This window comes from Gleimia europaea ACS-120-V-Col10b (assembly GCF_000411155.1).
GTDB classification, from domain to species: domain Bacteria; phylum Actinomycetota; class Actinomycetes; order Actinomycetales; family Actinomycetaceae; genus Gleimia; species Gleimia europaea_B.
The window spans coordinates 1,084,212-1,100,000 of the sequence record NZ_KE150266.1; the positions used below are offsets into that span (position 1 = coordinate 1,084,212).

At 59.5% G+C, this 15,789-nt stretch carries 16 protein-coding genes; 9 read left to right on the plus strand and 7 right to left on the minus strand.

All coding sequences use genetic code 11. The annotated features are described in order from the left end of the window. Position 1 precedes the first annotated feature (1 nt). Genes HMPREF9238_RS04965 through HMPREF9238_RS04980 form a run of 4 tightly spaced genes read left to right on the plus strand, consistent with a single transcriptional unit; the run spans position 2 to position 3,465 of the window. A complete protein-coding gene (locus tag HMPREF9238_RS04965; RefSeq protein WP_016444353.1) occupies positions 2-796 on the plus strand; it encodes an aldo/keto reductase in 795 nt (264 codons plus the stop codon). 8 nt (positions 797-804) lie between these two features. Continuing rightward, positions 805-1,596, plus strand: a complete 792-nt coding sequence (locus HMPREF9238_RS04970; RefSeq protein ID WP_016444354.1) for a class I fructose-bisphosphate aldolase — start codon at positions 805-807, stop codon at positions 1,594-1,596. After that, positions 1,593-2,639, plus strand: a complete 1,047-nt coding sequence (locus HMPREF9238_RS04975; RefSeq protein ID WP_016444355.1) for a zinc-dependent dehydrogenase — start codon at positions 1,593-1,595, stop codon at positions 2,637-2,639. Before HMPREF9238_RS04970 ends, HMPREF9238_RS04975 begins: the two co-directional genes overlap by 4 nt. A gap of 10 nt (positions 2,640-2,649) precedes the next feature. Further along, complete coding sequence (locus tag HMPREF9238_RS04980) at positions 2,650-3,465, plus strand: DeoR/GlpR family DNA-binding transcription regulator (protein WP_016444356.1); 816 nt, start codon at positions 2,650-2,652, stop codon at positions 3,463-3,465. Between the two features lie 11 nt (positions 3,466-3,476). Here HMPREF9238_RS04980 and HMPREF9238_RS04985 read toward each other — a convergent pair whose 3' ends face one another. The 4 genes from HMPREF9238_RS04985 to HMPREF9238_RS05000 all read right to left on the minus strand — a co-directional run bounded on the left by HMPREF9238_RS04985 (position 3,477) and on the right by HMPREF9238_RS05000 (position 7,341). Next, the gene (locus HMPREF9238_RS04985; protein WP_016444357.1) at positions 3,477-4,523 is read right to left on the minus strand and encodes a type II secretion system F family protein; all 1,047 of its coding nucleotides are present in this window, start codon (positions 4,521-4,523) and stop codon (positions 3,477-3,479) included. Beyond that, positions 4,524-5,657 carry a TadA family conjugal transfer-associated ATPase gene (locus HMPREF9238_RS04990; protein ID WP_156824452.1) on the minus strand — a complete coding sequence of 378 codons (1,134 nt, stop codon included), beginning with the start codon at positions 5,655-5,657 and terminating at the stop codon, positions 4,524-4,526. 31 nt (positions 5,658-5,688) lie between these two features. After that, a complete protein-coding gene (locus HMPREF9238_RS04995) occupies positions 5,689-6,462 on the minus strand; it encodes a hypothetical protein (protein ID WP_016444359.1) in 774 nt (257 codons plus the stop codon). A gap of 87 nt (positions 6,463-6,549) precedes the next feature. Next, a complete protein-coding gene (locus tag HMPREF9238_RS05000) occupies positions 6,550-7,341 on the minus strand; it encodes a hypothetical protein (RefSeq protein ID WP_016444360.1) in 792 nt (263 codons plus the stop codon). A 30-nt stretch (positions 7,342-7,371) separates the two neighbouring features. On the opposite strand from HMPREF9238_RS05000, the gene HMPREF9238_RS05005 reads away from it, so the two are divergent. The 3 genes from HMPREF9238_RS05005 (at position 7,372) to HMPREF9238_RS05015 (ending at position 11,151) form a co-directional block, all read left to right on the plus strand. After that, positions 7,372-8,268, plus strand: a complete 897-nt coding sequence (locus tag HMPREF9238_RS05005) for a hypothetical protein (protein ID WP_016444361.1) — start codon at positions 7,372-7,374, stop codon at positions 8,266-8,268. Positions 8,269-8,423: 155 nt separating this feature from the next. Beyond that, positions 8,424-10,166, plus strand: coding sequence for a hypothetical protein (locus HMPREF9238_RS08630; RefSeq protein WP_016444362.1), 1,743 nt, complete (start codon positions 8,424-8,426; stop codon positions 10,164-10,166). A 55-nt stretch (positions 10,167-10,221) separates the two neighbouring features. Continuing rightward, entirely contained in the window at positions 10,222-11,151 is a 930-nt protein-coding gene (locus HMPREF9238_RS05015; protein WP_016444363.1) for an alpha/beta fold hydrolase, read from the plus strand. A 52-nt stretch (positions 11,152-11,203) separates the two neighbouring features. On the opposite strand, the gene nth is transcribed toward HMPREF9238_RS05015, so the two are convergent. Then, a complete protein-coding gene (gene nth, locus HMPREF9238_RS05020) occupies positions 11,204-11,866 on the minus strand; it encodes an endonuclease III (RefSeq protein ID WP_016444364.1) in 663 nt (220 codons plus the stop codon). 186 nt (positions 11,867-12,052) lie between these two features. Between nth and HMPREF9238_RS05025 the strand changes: the two genes are divergently transcribed. Continuing rightward, positions 12,053-12,742: a Crp/Fnr family transcriptional regulator gene (locus tag HMPREF9238_RS05025; protein ID WP_040316489.1), complete on the plus strand. Its 690-nt coding sequence runs from the start codon at positions 12,053-12,055 to the stop codon at positions 12,740-12,742. 95 nt (positions 12,743-12,837) lie between these two features. Here the strand turns inward: HMPREF9238_RS05025 and sp36 are convergent, their stop codons facing one another. Both sp36 and HMPREF9238_RS05030 read right to left on the minus strand, forming a co-directional pair. After that, positions 12,838-12,996 (minus strand): Sp36 family protein, encoded by a 159-nt coding sequence (gene sp36 / locus HMPREF9238_RS08800; RefSeq protein ID WP_016444366.1) that lies wholly within the window; start codon positions 12,994-12,996, stop codon positions 12,838-12,840. A 27-nt stretch (positions 12,997-13,023) separates the two neighbouring features. Next, positions 13,024-13,365 carry a WhiB family transcriptional regulator gene (locus HMPREF9238_RS05030; RefSeq protein ID WP_034510614.1) on the minus strand — a complete coding sequence of 114 codons (342 nt, stop codon included), beginning with the start codon at positions 13,363-13,365 and terminating at the stop codon, positions 13,024-13,026. Positions 13,366-13,614: 249 nt separating this feature from the next. On the opposite strand from HMPREF9238_RS05030, the gene HMPREF9238_RS05035 reads away from it, so the two are divergent. Then, positions 13,615-15,750: a transglycosylase domain-containing protein gene (locus HMPREF9238_RS05035; protein ID WP_016444368.1), complete on the plus strand. Its 2,136-nt coding sequence runs from the start codon at positions 13,615-13,617 to the stop codon at positions 15,748-15,750. Positions 15,751-15,789 lie beyond the last annotated feature (39 nt).

The following is a 15,789-nucleotide window of genomic DNA, read 5'->3' on the forward strand; positions in this document are numbered from 1 at the left end:
TATGAAAATTCCAGCCGTTGCGTATGGCACATGGAAGCTAGATGACGCACACGCGGCCACTTGCGTATCACGTGCAATTGGCGACGGCTACCGCATGGTCGACACCGCGCAGCGCTACCACAACGAATACGGAGTAGGGCAAGGCGTCCGCAACTCTGGCGTGGAGCGAGAAGAGGTACTTGTTGCCTCGAAACTGCGCGGTGGCGACCAAGGGTTAGAGCAGGCTAGACGCGCATTTTTTGCCACACTAAGAAACCTTGGGTTGGACTACATCGACCTGTACCACATTCACTGGCCCCTACCGCGCCTAGGGCTCTACCTAGAGTCTTACGAAGCGCTCATGCAGCTACGTGAAGAAGGTTTCATCAAGAACATTGGCGTGTGCAACTTCCCCATCGCGCACCTACAAAAAATCCGCGAGGAGTTCGGCGAATACCCGGCAGTGAACCAGTTCGAGGTACACCCTGGGTTTGCGCAAATCGACCTCGTGAATTTCTGCCTTGAAAATGACATTGCACCGCAAGGTTGGGGAGTTATTGGACGCGGCAAGGGTCTTCTTGAACACCCAGAGGTCAAGAAGATTGCGGCTGAGCACTCTTGCTCGCCCGCAGCGGTGTGCATCGCATGGGCCTGTGCGCGCGGAATTTCATCAGTAGCTAAGTCCGCAAACCCAGACAGATGGAAAGACAATCTTTCGGCTCCGCGTATCAAACTAAGCGAAAACAACATGCGCGCACTCGATCAGATCGACGTTGGCCGACTCGGGAAAGACCCCGAAGTAGACGAAGAATATTAGGAGAAAAAATGACCGGCAAGAACATTCGACTATCACGAATATTTGACAGCAAGACCAACAGGTCATTCATTGTGGCATTCGACCACGGCCAGTCTCTGCCAATACCCGACGGGCTGGGCAATCCCGTAGATTTGCTTGAAAGAATCGTTGCGGGCAACCCCGAGGGCATCCTCCTAAACCGTGGAATGCTTGAGCAGGGCGCACACCTCTTTGGCCGCCGCGGCGGACCCGAACCGATTCTGCGCGTGGACTGGACCACCCTGGATCCGAACATGAAGAAAGAGATGGGAGAGGCCTACCGGGTTCTCACTACTCCTCAAGAAGCCCTGGAACTTGGCGCCACCGCCGTATGCATGTACCTGATCGGACGCCCCGCTGCTGACGGCATGTTCTACGACAACGTGCAGGAAGTTGCTCATTTCATTGCGGAAGCTCACCAGATTGGCCTGCCCGTGATTGTTGAGGCAACCCTGTGGGGTATGCGAAACGAAGACCAAAAGGACCCCAAGCTCCTGCGCCAGATGTGCCGCATTGCCGCAGAGATCGGTGCAGACGCTATCAAGACCGAATACGTGGGCGATGTTGAAGCTGAACGCACCTTGATTGAAGAGGTCGGTAACATTCCAGTTCTGACCCTGGGTGGCTCCGCAGCTGACCGTAGCGAAGTTAGCCGCCTAGCTGGCGAGGCCATCGAGTCGGGCGCTCGCGGCCTGATCTACGGTCGCAACGTCTGGCAGGTAGAAGACATGGCTGGCGTTATGAAGGAGCTCTCTGCGATTGTGCACGGTGATGCCAAGTGAAAGCCGCAGTTTTTGCAGGACCTGGACAGCTTGAACTAAGAGAAGTTGAAACCCCTAGCGCAGGTACCGACGGCCTCGTTCTCCGCGTGGGTGCGAACACCGTGTGTGGCACGGATGGGCGTATCCTTCGCGGCGAAAAGACTGCGGGCATCGACCTGGGGATCGTCCTGGGACATGAAATCTCCGGGTACGTTGAAGAAGTTGGCTCCGAAGTTGAGGGATTCGAAGTTGGGGACTTGGTAGGCGTCCTCCCAACTGTGCCGTGCGGGCAGTGCTACTACTGCCGCCGCGGGATGGAGCACTTGTGCATCGACTCCAAAATCTTCGGATACGGAATCGACGGCGGCCTGGCCGAGTACATTCGCATCCCCGCCGAGGCGTTGCGAAGGGGTGGCGTGTTCAAAGCCCCCTCGCATCTAAGCCCCGTTGAGGTTGCTTTGGCCGAGCCACTTGGCTGCGTGATTAATGGCGCGCACAACTACCAGCCCGGCATTGGCGACACTGTCCTCATTGCGGGTGCGGGGCCGATCGGTTTGCTACACACCCAGGTGTGTCGCCTGGCGGGGGCCAGCAATATCATCGTTTCTGACCCGTCAGAGTCGAGGCGTGAGTTCGCCAAGAAGATGGGTGCCACGCACACGGTAGACCCCACACAGACCGACATTGCCGAGTTTTGCAAAAACTTGACCGAAGGGGAGGGCGCAGACATTGGCGTGATCTGTATTGGCAGGCCCGAACTTGTTGAGGACGTGCTTTTGTGCATGCGCAAGGGTGGTCACGTAAACGCTTTCGCGGGCTTTTCTAAGGTTGCAAAAGCGCAGATTGATCCGAACCTCATTCACTATCGTGAGCTCGTTATCACCGGCGCGTCTAACGCGGGCCGGGCAGCACACAAGAAGGCGCTACGCCTTATCGGTGAGGGTAAAATAGACGTGAAGTCTTTGCACACTCACACGTTTGAGCTTGCAGACGTTCACGAAGCTATTACCGTGGCGGCTAATGGCACCGGAATCAAGGTGGCGGTAGTCCCACACAAGAAGTAATGAGGACTGTTTGAAAAAGCTAAGTGCACAAGAGCGCCGGAAAGCTCGGCTTGTAGGCGCCGTGCTCGAAGCTGGCGGCCTAGACGTCGAGGAGCTTGCAGAGCTCCTCGACGTCTCCGTTGTCACCGTCTACCGTGATGTTTCCCAGCTGGTCAGCGAGGGGCTGGTTAGTCTGGGCCGCGGGTACGTGGAGCCGGCGGAGTCAACGGTTGTGGACCTGTCTTCCACTCTGCGATCCGGCATTTTGACCGAGATTAAGGAGTCTTTCGCCCCGGTGGTTAGCGAACTGATTCCGCGCGCATCCTCCCTGCTGGTTGATGATTCCTCCTCGTGTCTGCCTGCGCTTCGCGAACTAACGGGCCGATCTCCGCTCACAATCATTACAAACTCGCTGGCCGTAGTGCAGGCAGTGGGGCGCGCCCCCATGGTGGAACTACATTGCTTGGGCGGACGCTATTCGCCGTGGTCTAACTCTTTCTATGGGGCGCGCACCGTTGCCGAGGCGGAGAGGTTCCGCGCCGACTTTTGCCTTATGTCCGACACGGCTATCACCGACGGAGTGGTTTGCAACCCGTACGACTACGTGACGGAAACGAAGCAGGCGATGCTCCGGGCGGCGCAGGTACGGATTTTGGTTGCCGATCACACGAAGTTCACTCGCCGTGCACTGTGCAAAACCGCTGAACTAGGCGACTTTGAATACCTCATCACCGACGTTGAACCACCGAGTTCCGTGTTGGAAATCTGCCGGGAATCTAAAACCGAGTTGATCGTTGTCCCCCAGGACACTAACCAAAACGATGAGGCCGAGCCGGCCGACGCGTAGGGGGAGCCACCCTAAAACCCGGGCAGCGAGATTGACGCTACTATTGGCACCACGCTGATTGCGACGAAAGCGGGAAGCAGGCACAGGCCCAAGGGCAGAACCAGGCGCACAGCTAGCCTCTGCGCCTCACCGCGCGCCTTGGCCGCCCTCGTTGCCCGAATCCGCCTGCCAAGTAGCCGCAACATTGGGATCGGGGAGGCCCCCAAAGTCCACGCCGGGCGCAACGCCGCAATCATGGGCAACGCGTCTGCACTAACCTGCTCCTCCAGCGCGTCAAAAGGTGCGCCCATACGAAGCAAAGCTGCGCAACGCTCAAACTCAGGCTCTCCGCAAGCCACCCCAAGCGCATCCAACGAATGCGGAATAGAGGCTCCCGACCCCAAACTGGCAACCAGCAGATCCACCAGCACCACCGGATCAATGCGCTCCCCTTCCTGCGATGCCGCCGCAATCAGCCGCTTCGCCCACACCACTCCCACCACCCAAAACAGGGCCCCCACAGCCAGGCCAACCGTTGCCGCGCCGCCTGCAAACCAAAGCCCCACCACGTCCACACCCACCGCAAACCCTGCCACCACACCCAAAAGTGGTAGCACAGTGAGGAGCTTCGCCGTAGTTTCCGGGCCGGCCCGCGCCACCTCGCGATCCCGTTTTGCCGCATCGACCTCATCAATCGTCTCTAATATCGACTCCAGGATCTGCGCCATTGGTGCCCCAATCTGGTGCGTGAGCCGGCACGCGGCCTCCACTGACGAGGCTGAGCCGCGCAACTGCTTTGGCAGCTGCGGAACCCCCCGGCTATCCATCCCTCCCCACGGCAAACCCGCATCGGTTATCGCACCGCGCCAAGCCGCCTCCACGCTCGCTCCCGAGCGCAAACGCGCCACCACATCCGCAATCAACATCGCGGCCGACGCCTGCGTCGCAGGCTTGCGTTCCACTACACTCGCGCCCTTCCACGCGGCGAACGCCCGCCGCTGCCTGCACCTGCGAACCAGTGCAAACGAGGAGAAAAACACGAACAAGAGTGTCCACGCCAACGCGGCTAGCGAGCCCATCTAAACGACCTCCGCCGGGCTTTGCACTACGACCTCCGCGGTAGGAGGCTCCCCTGGTAAGGCTAATCGCCCTCCCCCGGCGTGAACGCGCGCCTGCAAGGCCGCGAACCCCGGCCCCCTGCCTGCAACTGTCAAAGCGGGAAGAACCCGCAGCGGCACACCAGACTCAACCACCGCGATTTGAGTGACCTCACGCCTGCCATCGGCGCGCCGTTCCACGTGGATAATCGCATCCAATGCGGCCGCCGCCTGGGCGTGCACGGTGGAATCAGCCATCCCCGCGAGCGCCCCGAGCGCCACCAAACGTGCCGGCACGTCCGCAGGCGTGTTCGCGTGGATCGTTGCCCACCCGCCCTCATGGCCCGTATTGAAAGCAGTGAGGACGTCGCGCACCTCCGCCCCGCGACATTCGCCAAGCACCAACCGGTCTGGCCTCATCCGCATCGCGGCACGCACCAGATCCGCTAGGCTCACCTCGCCTTCACCCTGCACATTCGCCCCGCGCTGGCACATCGTTACTGCGTGCGGGTGCGTGGGAGAAAGCTCGGGCACCTCCTCAATGCAAATGATGCGCTGGCCCGCATCCACCTTGGACAAGATCGCAGACAGTAGCGTTGTTTTACCCGTGCCCGTCGCACCGGACAGTAATACGTTTGCGCGCGCCTCAACCAACCCCACAATCGCGTCAAACATTGGTCCTGCACACGTGCCGTTCTTGCGCAACTCCTCCAAAGTGAAGGATCTGCGTCGTTTGGTGCGCAAAGAAATCAGTGGCCCACCAACCGCCGGCGGAGACAGGACCGCGTGCAAGCGCGTGCCGTCAGGTAGGGTGCCGTCTGCAATCGGCATGGCCTCATCCAAACGCGTGCCCGCAGTTGCCGCCATTCGCACTGCCAACTCACGCACCTGCGCCGGGGAAGAAAACTCCACCTGTGCCCGCTCCATACGCCCGCGCCGATCCACCCAAACTGACGTTCCATTTACGAGGACGTCGCTAACCCCCTCTTGCGAGATCAACTCCATTAGGGCGGGCCCGGGCCCCGCGATGGTTGCGTCCAAGCTCCACGCCGAGCTAACCAATGCGTTTGCTCCCGCCAGCGGGGAGGCCGTCTGCCCCACCGCTTTGGCCGGCATTTCTCCACGCGCAATCCGGTGCTGTAGCTCCCTAGCGTGCACAGGCCGCCTCCAAATCTTTCAACTTCGCTCTCTTGGGAAGCCAAACAGCGCTTTCCGCAAGGCCGAAATCGACTAGCCGCTGCCGCGCCGCCTCCACCTGGAACCGCGTGGCCGAAGCCTTCCCGAGCAACACCGGGCGGGCGTCCTCGCCCGCACAAAACTGGGCGGCCTGGCGGCTCCATTTGCCCGCATCAATCAGAACCGGGCCCACGCGGCGAAGGCTGCGCACAAGCGGCGCCACATCCGCGATCTGGGGAGGGGCGCACGCCTTAGCACCCACCACCGCGAGAATCCCCTTTGGCAAGCGCGATACCACCACGTCCTCGCAAATACTCACCTCACCCCAAGTAAGCGAGGTTGCGCGCGTATCTGCTAACGCGATGCGCAACGTTGGATCATCGCTCAAGTCCAGCACAAAAACGGACTCGTAATCCAGCTCTTTTGCCGCGCGCGCCACAGATGCCGTTGTTCCCACCCCGCCGCGCACCCCCGCAAAAACGGCCACCGCAAACCGGCCACTCGCAAACCCGGCGTCAATGATCCTCATCAGCTGGGTTTCGCCTCCGGGTAGCACCACGTCCACACCCAAACGCACCACTTTCACACCGGGCCCTACCCTCGCTGCCCCCAATTGACCCTCAACAATCAATAAGTCACCCGGCTTCGGAGTGCTTTCACCAAACCACTCGAACGTGCGCCCCATCAACTGCAGGATGCGAACAACCTGGCCGGCTTGCTCTTCCACTTTCAAAAACACGCGCATACAGCCATCAAAATGCGAGCGCGAGAACACTTCGCACCCCAGCGCACCGGGCTGTGGGCCAGGCGGACTACACCGAACCTGTGGAAACTACTGCGGAAGTCTTCCGGCCTGCACGCCCCGAATCATGTCCAGCGTGGGGTCAACTGCCCCGGCCATGGCCTCGCAAAATATGTACAACCAAGGTTCCGGATCCTCATTCTTGAGGGCGAGGCTGGCCTGTGCATCCCCCACCAGCTGGCGCGAAATCAGCAGCGTGCCGCTGGGCTCAAACCCGCTTACAACCAGGTGATGCCGGGCGAGGACGCGGCCGAGTTGCTCCGAATGAGTGGCAAACAGCGGCCGGTTCGCAAACGACCAAATGAGTAGCCCTGCGCGCATAGGAGCTGGCAACTTCGCCTCCAACACGGCTCGCGCGGCCGCGAGCGCTCGCGGATCCTTTGGGATAGCTACGTCAGCCTCAGCAATCACACCCGCACTAGACAGACGCGCGGTTAAAGCCTTATGAGTCTCAGCGAGCACCTGCGGCAACGGGCGGCCCACATTCTTCACCGGATGCCGCGAGTTCAGCGGCGGCCAATCCTGCTCGGCCAAACGATGCGCTTTCCAAACGTCAAGCGCGGCAAGCATCGCCGGATCGTCCAACTGCTCGCACCCCATCGTGGCGAGGCGCAACTGCGCTAAATCCGTGCGTGCCCCCACCAGGGCCGCCTCGTAGTGGGCCAGTTGCACGCCAGCCTCCGCCCGCGCGCTCTCCCACCCTCGGCGAAGCCCCTCGGAAAAACGGATGCGTACAACGCCCTCATCAATTTGGCGCAACACCTCCCGCATTTGCGCGGACGCCGCCAGCGACGCGAACTTTGACACACCAGGTTCAGACACGGTCTTAGCTTAGCTGGGTAAAGTGTAGGCATGAGTTTAACTGCCGAAAACGTTCGTGCTCACACCCCGCTGGTACAACGCGAAGATCTGCTGGGCCGGGGCACAATCGCAGTATTCTCATTCGTTGTTTCCCCCATCATTTTGACCCTGCTTTTTAACTCCACGGCACTACTGCAAGAGGGGAGCATTACGGGTATTCCTCTCGGCTCGCCCACCGGCCAGCTGGGCATCCTGGTGGTTGCCATTTTGATTATCATCCTGGCCTACCTCACGAGCTGGTCCACCATCGGCATTGTCATTGCCACCATCTGGGCCGGAGCATTTGCGGCCCTATTCATTGGAAACTCAATCATTTCGCCCGCGCCAACCAGCTCTATCCAAGCGCTCCTCATGTGGCAACAACTTCCGCTACAAACATTCGTCATCTTTTTCACGACCCTCATGGTCACGTTAGCCAAAAGACGCCAAAGTACACGAGGCAACCCAAAACCCGTCAAGGAACCCGGGCCGGCAGCCCTTTCTGGCTACTTAATCGTTACGTTGCTTTCCGCGCTCGCCCTCATCTTCATCGTGCTCGCCAGTTCTCCAAACACGATCACGCCAACGATTTTGAACATGCCTTTACTAATGCCAAAACTGTCCGGCAGCGACTGGTTCTTAGTGCTATTGATTTCCCTGACACTCGTTGCGTTCACCGCAATGGCGTACAAGTCGGTTCTTGCAGTCCAGCTGGTGGCGTGGTTCCTGCTCCTCATCCCCGCACTGTTTTTGGGCCCATTGTTTTCGATTCTGACTAACAAGCTGGTCACGCCCCAAGACCCAATCATGATCTCAGTCGGCTATGCGATGCCCGTGCTCGGCGTTTTTGGCCTCATCGTCGCAACGTGTACGTATTCGATCAGCATCTCGGTAAATCCTGACGCGTAAACGCCCGCCCTCCATTAGCTGAATCATTATCTGGCGCTGTCTTTTCAACACGCCGGCCCAGCCTCAGCCTGGCAAATCACCGCGTGTAATCATGGTGTTATGGCTTATTGTGTGCCGCCGCGCGCACATGTAGCGATAGATTTTTGGAGGATTTCATGGCTGATCGCAAATTTGACGACCCGAACGACGCCGATGAGGAGCAGCGCCCCACGTGGGATCTTGGTGGCCAGGTAGAGGAAGACGCGGAGCACCCCGACCTCATTGATCCGGTATCAGAACCTGCCCCCGCCGATCCGCTTGAGGCGGATAGCACACTGGATGCGGGTGCCGAAGAGCTGACGATCGACGAGGGCGCCGCCGTGTTTGGCGACGATCAGCCAGAAGACATCATTGGTTCAGCAGATGACGAAGTCCTTGAAGATGTGGAACCAAAAACCACGGTTGCACCCTTTGCTTCCAGAGACGAAGGCGCTACGGGTGAGGTAGCCGCGTCTTCTGCACAATCAGCCGCCGAGGAAAACCAACCCGCCCCGGCGCCGGAAGCCACACCGGAACCCGAGACTGTTGTCGAATCAGTGCCGACACCAGCTCCAGAACCCTTCGTAGAACCAGAATCGGAGCCGGCACCTGCTCCCGAACCAGAATCCAAAACAAAACCGGCCCCAGAGCCTGTTTTCGAGCCAGAACCAGCGCCCGCTCCCGAGCCCGAGCCGGTTGAGGAATCAGTGCCGACACCCGCTCCAGAACCTGTTATCGAACCGGAACCGGCCCCAGAACCCGAATCCGTTATCAAGCCTGAACCCGAGTTAGAGCCAGCACAGGCTCCCGAACCCGTGGCCGAGCCAGAGCCGGCACCGGAATCCGCAAGCCCCGCAGCACCTGCGTGGGAAGCGCACACCGAAACTTCGTTCCCCAAGGCCACGGACACCACGAGCACGATCCCGCATGTAGCGGCGAGCGGCAACGACATTCCGCGCGACGTGCTTGAGCGCCGTCAAAGCCCCGGCGACGAATACGAGCGCATGCGGGAAGTTCCCGCTATCCCCGAAGTTACGCCCGAGGCCGCCGCAGATTCCGTGGTCGAGCCGGTGACTGAACCCGGGGAGGAGCCTGCACCCGAAGCAACCGCGCCCCCCGCTCAGCCCGATTCTGCCTTGGCAACCGCAGTAGCAGGCGCTGGCGCTGGAGCAGCCGTGGCTGCGGCCAGTGCGGACGCTGAGGATGACATCGAAGCCACGAAGGTGCGCCGCAAATCACTCCTGCGCCCCGAAGTGGCGGAAACGGAAGAGCCCGAATCTAGCTCCTCTTGGATTCCCCGCGAACCCGTAGAGCTAAGTGACACGCAGTCGATCTTCGAAGAAGCCACGGTGGTGCCCGAGGTTCCCTCGCGCGTTGGTGCCCGCGTATGGTCCTTCTTCCTCACGCTTATCGGCGTTCCCACCGCCTGGTACCTACTTACCGACGCGGCCGCGCGCCTCACGCTGGCGCAGGGCAACCCGGTTGCAACCGGCATGATCAACCCCGCTGCACTCATTGAACTTGGCGTCGGCGTGATCGTTGCAATCATCGTAATCATGTTGACCATCAGGTCTTCGCTCGGCGCCCTCATTTTCGGCGTCCTCGCAATGGTTGGCGGCATCTTCTTCCTCGCGGCGCCCGCAGGGACCGCAGACTTCATGGAACCCACCTACAACTGGCTCACCGCATTCAACACGTTTGGCGGTAACGTTGCCCACCACATTCAGTGGACGGGGTACACGGGCGTCATGGCCGCCTCCGGCCTCATCCTGTTCATCATCGGCCTAACGTCCATCTTCGCGCGCCGCGACGGACGCAGGGAGCAAGAGATCCGCACCCAGATCGAACATCTTGCCCCCGGAACCTTGAAGAAGAAGTAAACCGAGCAGGCTAACCGGCCTCGAAAATGAGGACGATTTTAGCTAACTTGGAGCCATGAGCTCTAACTTTTTAGACCGGCCATCCACGTCGAACACGGATGGCCGGTCGCTATTGCTTCCCGAGGGCGATTGGCAACACATCACCGTGAACGCGGGAGGCGCGAACTTTCACCTGGCGCAAATGGGGCCGGCTGACGGCGAACCGGTGATGCTACTGCACGGTTTTCCCCGCACCTGGTATTCGATGCGTCACCTTTTGGTAGCCCTGGCCGCCGAGGGATACCGCGTGTGGGCCATGGATTTGCGCGGATTCGGCTCTTCCGACCTGCAGCCGCACGGTCAAGATCCGGTGCGTATGGCGGCGGACGTCACCGCAGTGCTCGGAAGTTTGAACGTGGCGAAAGCACACATCATTGGCGCGGGCATGGGCGGTACCTTCGGCTGGATTCTCGCGGCCACCAACCCGCGCGTGGTGGCCTCCCTCATGCCTATTGCGCAGCCACACCCTCTCAACCTGGAGCGTTCCACGCCCTCCCCGTTCAGCGCGGCCGGCCGCACCGCAATGAAAATACGCGCCCCGTGGTTCAACGTGCGCAGCTTGCGTTCAGGCAAGATTGTTGCACAGGCAGCTAACTCTTGGGCGGCGCCCCAAAACCGCCTCAAGTTGCAAGCCGATGAGCGCGTTTACCGCTACGCGTTCTCTCGTCCCTTCGCTACAGAAACCGCTCTCGAGGCCGTCATCCGCGCGAACTCACTGACCCGGCGCACCCGCGCTCGCATCGACACGGTTGTGGACATGCCCGTATCGCGCGTGATCTGTCTGCAAGACGAGCTGCGTCCGCCACAAACATTCCTGCGCGACCAGCAGTGGGTAAAACAGCCGATCACCACGTTCCAGCTGGACTGCGGTCACTTCCCCACCGAGGAAGCCCCCGAACAGTTGAACGAGGCCGCCCTTCGCCACCTTAAAGCCTGCGCCAGCTAACACTTCCAGCTGGCTTCACGAGCCGCTCTGCCGCCTCTTTAATCAACCTGTTCTAATCGACTTGTGCGGATGGGCAAAGGGGCGCGAGGGCGCAGCTGCCGCACTGCGGGGACCGCGCGTGACACACGCGCCGCCCATGCTCGATAAGCCGATGGCAAAGCACGGTCCAGTCCTGCCCCGGCAGAGCTTTCGCAATGTCCCGCTCGATCGCAAGAGGCGTCTTAGCCGCAGACCAGCCGAGCCGCTTCGCTAGCCTGCCCACGTGCGTGTCCACGGTAATTGCCGGGATCCCAAACGCGTTACCCATGATGACGTGCGCAGTCTTGCGCCCTACTCCGGGTAGGGATTCAAGCTCAGACCGCGAACTGGGCACCTGCCCAGCAAACTTTTCATCCAACGCCTGCGCCATCTGCCGCAACTGGGTTGAGCGCCGATTTTGAAAACCCAGAGGCCGCACTATCTGAGCAATGTCAGCTTCGTTTGCATGTGCCATGTCGCGCGGCGTTGGATAAGCCGCAAACAGCGCGGGCGTCACGGTATTCACCCGCTCGTCAGTGGTTTGGGCAGACAAGATAGTTGCCACCAGCAACTCAAAAGCATTTTCATGCGCCAGGGCGCACGCCGCGTCCGGATATAGGCGCGCCAGTGTCTGCGCCACCTCTTCTGGCTGGCTCGTAACCTCGTCTGGCTGGCTTTTGATTTGTTGCGCGTTCATAACTAGAGCATACAAACCGTGCAGTTCCGCGCCTGGCAAACGTGCGCAACACCCGCCAAATCGTGAAGGAGTGTGCTGTTCTCCTCATAAAACGCACCAGAAGCAGTTAAACTGGTAAATAGGTGCGCGCATCCACGTTACGGGGGCGTACATACGCTTATAACCACATAGCCGCTTTGGCGGAGAATGAAGGTGACCGTGGAAAGAAACTACATCAGCCAAGTCCCTCTGTTTGAAGGGCTAGATGAAGCGCAGCAAAATTCGTTGCGCTCCAAAATGGGACAGACCACCCTGCGTCGCGGGGAGGTTCTATTCGAAGAGGGCGAACCTGGCAACCGTCTTTACATCATCACTGAAGGCAAGGTAAAGCTTGGCCACACCTCTACGGATGGGCGCGAGAACTTGCTTGCAGTGCTTGGCCCCGGCGAGATCATTGGTGAGCTGACCCTGTTTGATCCGGGCCCACGCTCCACCACTGCTACCGCAGTTTCACCGGTCACGTTGCTACACCTGGATCATGCTGATCTAAGCACGATCTTGGATACGAACCCAACGATGGCTAAGCACATGCTACGCGCGTTGGCTCGCCGTCTGCGCCGCACCAACGAAAGCCTGGCGGACCTCGTCTTTTCTGACGTTCCCGGCCGCGTAGCTAAGGCCCTGCTTGACCTGGCAGATCGTTTTGGCACCCCGGCTGAAGATGGCGTTCACGTGCCGCACGACCTCACGCAAGAAGAGCTCGCCCAGCTGGTTGGCGCTTCGCGTGAAACCGTTAACAAGTCGCTTGCCGATTTCGTTTCCCGTGGTTGGATCCACCTGGAGGGCCGTGCCGTCACACTCCTCGACCTTGATCGTCTGGCTCGCCGCGCGCGCTAGTTAGATTTGTGAGGCCGTAGTTAGCCAAACAATAAAAATGAGGGAAGGTGAAAACCTTCCCTCATTTTTAAACGCTTGTGGGCGCTACGCGCGGCCTACGCTTTGGGCCTCTTCATGTACGCCACGAGGTTGTCCGGATTATTAGGTGCAGGCACCACCTGGACTAGCTCCCAACCGTCCTCGCCCCACTGGTCAAGGATTGCCTTCGTAGCGTGAATGATTAGGGGTACGGTTGCGTATTCCCATTTAGTCATAGGTCACTCCTATAAGAGGTATGCGCTCTAGCGACGAACGCGAGCGAGGACGCGCGGGATCTGCGGCGAGCGCAGTTCTTCTGCCAGCGGGTCGTCAGACTCCATGATCCACGTGCGCCAGTCAGTTACGTGAGTGTAGTAGCGTAGCATCGCGCGGCGTTCACGTTCTGTAAGACCGCCCCAAACACCGAAGTTAGCTTCGGACTGCAACGCGTCCGCTAGGCACTCAAGACGAACTGGGCATGCAATGCAACGGGAACGAACCTGGCGTTGCGCTGCCCCCTGTACAAATAACGCGTCCGGAGTCTCAGTTGCGCAAAGCGCCTTTGCCGCCCAACTTTGATCCTTATCGGAATGTGCGTAGCTCATCTTCACCCCATTGTCCGCATGTGCTTTAAGCACTGAACCTGATGTGACCATACACACAATTCGGGTTTCAGATCAAGTTGAAACCCGCTCAGACACCCTCCTAAACCAAACATTTGTGCAAATCATCGTTACCTACCAGAATTATTTTCAAAATCTCTAGGCACAAAGTCCGGTTACAAAAGTTCTTCTAATTCGCGGCGTTTAGCGCCCGGTCGTTACAAAAAAGCGTTTTCAAAGTAGGCTTGAACCATGTCGAATTCAGGTTCTCGTCACGTCGGAAAACGGCAGTTCGCCACGTTGCTTACCACGTTCTTGGCGTCTTCCGCGCTTTTTGGCGTGCTCTTAGCGGGGCTCGTTGTTCCCGCTGCGGGAGGGGCGGGCCTCGTAGCTAAAGCCGGCCCGCAGGTGTTTGACGCGCTACCCGCCGAGTTTGAAATCCTTCCCCCGTCCGAACAATCCACACTGCTTTCTGCCGACGGCAGCGTGCTAGCAACGTTCTACGCCGAGAACCGAATCATCGTTCCCCTCGAAGAAATTTCGCCCCACCTCCAAGACGCGATCATTGCCATCGAAGATAGACGCTTTTACGAACACAAGGGAATCGACCCCAACGGCATGGCACGCGCCGCGATCAACAACGTTTCAGATCAAAGCACGCAGGGCGCATCCACTATCACCCAGCAGTACGTGAAAAACACCCTCCTCGAAGCTGGATTGCAAGAGGGCGACCAAGACAAGATCGACGCGGCAACCGAGCAGACCATTAGCCGTAAGCTTCGCGAGGCCCGCTACGCCCTCGCTCTTGAACAAAAGATGTCGAAAGATGACATTCTGACCGGTTACTTGAATATCGCCCCGTTTGGTACGAATGTTTACGGGGCGGAGGCGTCCGCGCGAAGGTACTTCTCTAAGTCCGCGAAAGACCTGACGATTCCCGAGGCCGCAATGATGGCCGGGATGGTTAAATCACCCATCCAGTACGATCCGCTTAACGATCCGGAAGCCGCGCAGAACAGGCGTGACACGGTGCTTGCCGCGATGCTTGCCGAAGAAAAGATCACGCAGGAAGAGTACGACCAGGCAACCGCGATCCCAATCGCTGACATGCTGAAACCAAACTTCCGCTCGCAGGGCTGCGCTGGCGCGGGTAACGCCGCATACTTCTGTGAATACGCGCGCCAGTACCTGCTGGCATCCGACCAGTTTGGCTCCAACGAGGCCGAGCGTAAACAAAAGCTACTTCGCGGTGGCCTCACCATCAAGACGACCCTGAACTCAAACATGCAGCAGGCCGCGTTCGAGGAAATCACGGGCCTGATTGGTGTGAATGACGCGTCTGGAGCCAACACGGCGCTGGTCACGCGCGAGGTATCCACCGGACGTATTCTTGCTATGGCGCAAAACACGAACTTTGGTGTTCCCACCGAAAGTGACCCCCAGGCCACGCAGTCGAACTTCAACGTAGATAAGGCCGAGGGCGGCGGCGACGGCTTTTCTGCAGGATCAACGCTGAAGCCCTTCACGATGCTGCAGTGGTTCCGCGAGGGACACGGAGCGTGGGAACGACTGGGCGGACATTCACCGCGCTTCGCGGCCTCAGAGTTCAACATCCCATGCGGTCCCGGATACGCATCAGACTGGACGGTTAGCGACCTTGCGGGTAAGGGCGGCACATTCAACGTGATCGACGCGACCTCGCTGTCAATCAACCGCGTATTCGCGGAAATGTCAACCAAACTGAACATGTGCGAAATTTTTGACGGCATGGCTGCACTTGGCATCGCGGAGGCGGACGGTTCGCCGCACAAACCATACCCGCCGCAGATAATCGGCGCTCCCGCAACCCCACTGGCCCTCGCTGGCGCATACGCCGCGCTTGCGAACGATGGCGTGCTCTGCCAGCCGCTACCGGTTGATGAAGTACTTGGCCGTGACGGTGGACAGATCGTGGCATACGAGCCATCCTGCGAGCAGGCGGTTCCCGCTAAGGAAGCGAACATGGTTTCAACCGTGCTGCAAAAGGTGGGCCGCTCCGGCTCTTACGCGAATATCGCTATTGGCCACCCCTTCATCGCTAAGACCGGTACTTCTGACGACAACGCTAACCTGTGGGTAGCTGGCGCAACCAAGCAGATTTCAACGGTTGTGTGGGCCGGGCATGCTCGGGCATCCTCGCAGTCAATGAACGGCATCTACGCCAACGGCGTCCAGTGGGGCTACGTGTATGGCGGCACGTTCACCGGGCCTGTATGGCGCGCATACATGAATCGAGCTACCGAGGGGATGGACTATGTAGACCTCCCGCAGGCCGATCTTGGCGCCGCACCGCCGCCTCCAGCGCCACCCACGCAGCCGTCGCAAAACCGGGACGATAACAAAGACTAGAAGATGGCTAAAGCTGGTGAATCCACGCGTGAAGCGGGC

Bases quoted from the DNA above. Each gene is read 5' to 3' on its own strand.
- HMPREF9238_RS04965 (WP_016444353.1), top strand. From the start codon at position 2: ATGAAAATTCCAGCCGTTGCGTATGGCACATGGAAGCTAGATGACGCA.
- HMPREF9238_RS04970 (WP_016444354.1), top strand. From the start codon at position 805: ATGACCGGCAAGAACATTCGACTATCACGAATATTTGACAGCAAGACC.
- HMPREF9238_RS04985 (WP_016444357.1), bottom strand. From the start codon at position 4,523: ATGGGCTCGCTAGCCGCGTTGGCGTGGACACTCTTGTTCGTGTTTTTC.
- HMPREF9238_RS04990 (WP_156824452.1), bottom strand. From the start codon at position 5,657: ATGCCGGCCAAAGCGGTGGGGCAGACGGCCTCCCCGCTGGCGGGAGCA.
- HMPREF9238_RS04995 (WP_016444359.1), bottom strand. From the start codon at position 6,462: ATGCGCGTGTTTTTGAAAGTGGAAGAGCAAGCCGGCCAGGTTGTTCGC.
- HMPREF9238_RS05005 (WP_016444361.1), top strand. From the start codon at position 7,372: ATGAGTTTAACTGCCGAAAACGTTCGTGCTCACACCCCGCTGGTACAA.
- HMPREF9238_RS08630 (WP_016444362.1), top strand. From the start codon at position 8,424: ATGGCTGATCGCAAATTTGACGACCCGAACGACGCCGATGAGGAGCAG.
- HMPREF9238_RS05015 (WP_016444363.1), top strand. From the start codon at position 10,222: ATGAGCTCTAACTTTTTAGACCGGCCATCCACGTCGAACACGGATGGC.
- nth (WP_016444364.1), bottom strand. From the start codon at position 11,866: ATGAACGCGCAACAAATCAAAAGCCAGCCAGACGAGGTTACGAGCCAG.
- HMPREF9238_RS05025 (WP_040316489.1), top strand. From the start codon at position 12,053: ATGAAGGTGACCGTGGAAAGAAACTACATCAGCCAAGTCCCTCTGTTT.
- sp36 (WP_016444366.1), bottom strand. From the start codon at position 12,996: ATGACTAAATGGGAATACGCAACCGTACCCCTAATCATTCACGCTACG.
- HMPREF9238_RS05030 (WP_034510614.1), bottom strand. From the start codon at position 13,365: ATGAGCTACGCACATTCCGATAAGGATCAAAGTTGGGCGGCAAAGGCG.
- HMPREF9238_RS05035 (WP_016444368.1), top strand. From the start codon at position 13,615: ATGTCGAATTCAGGTTCTCGTCACGTCGGAAAACGGCAGTTCGCCACG.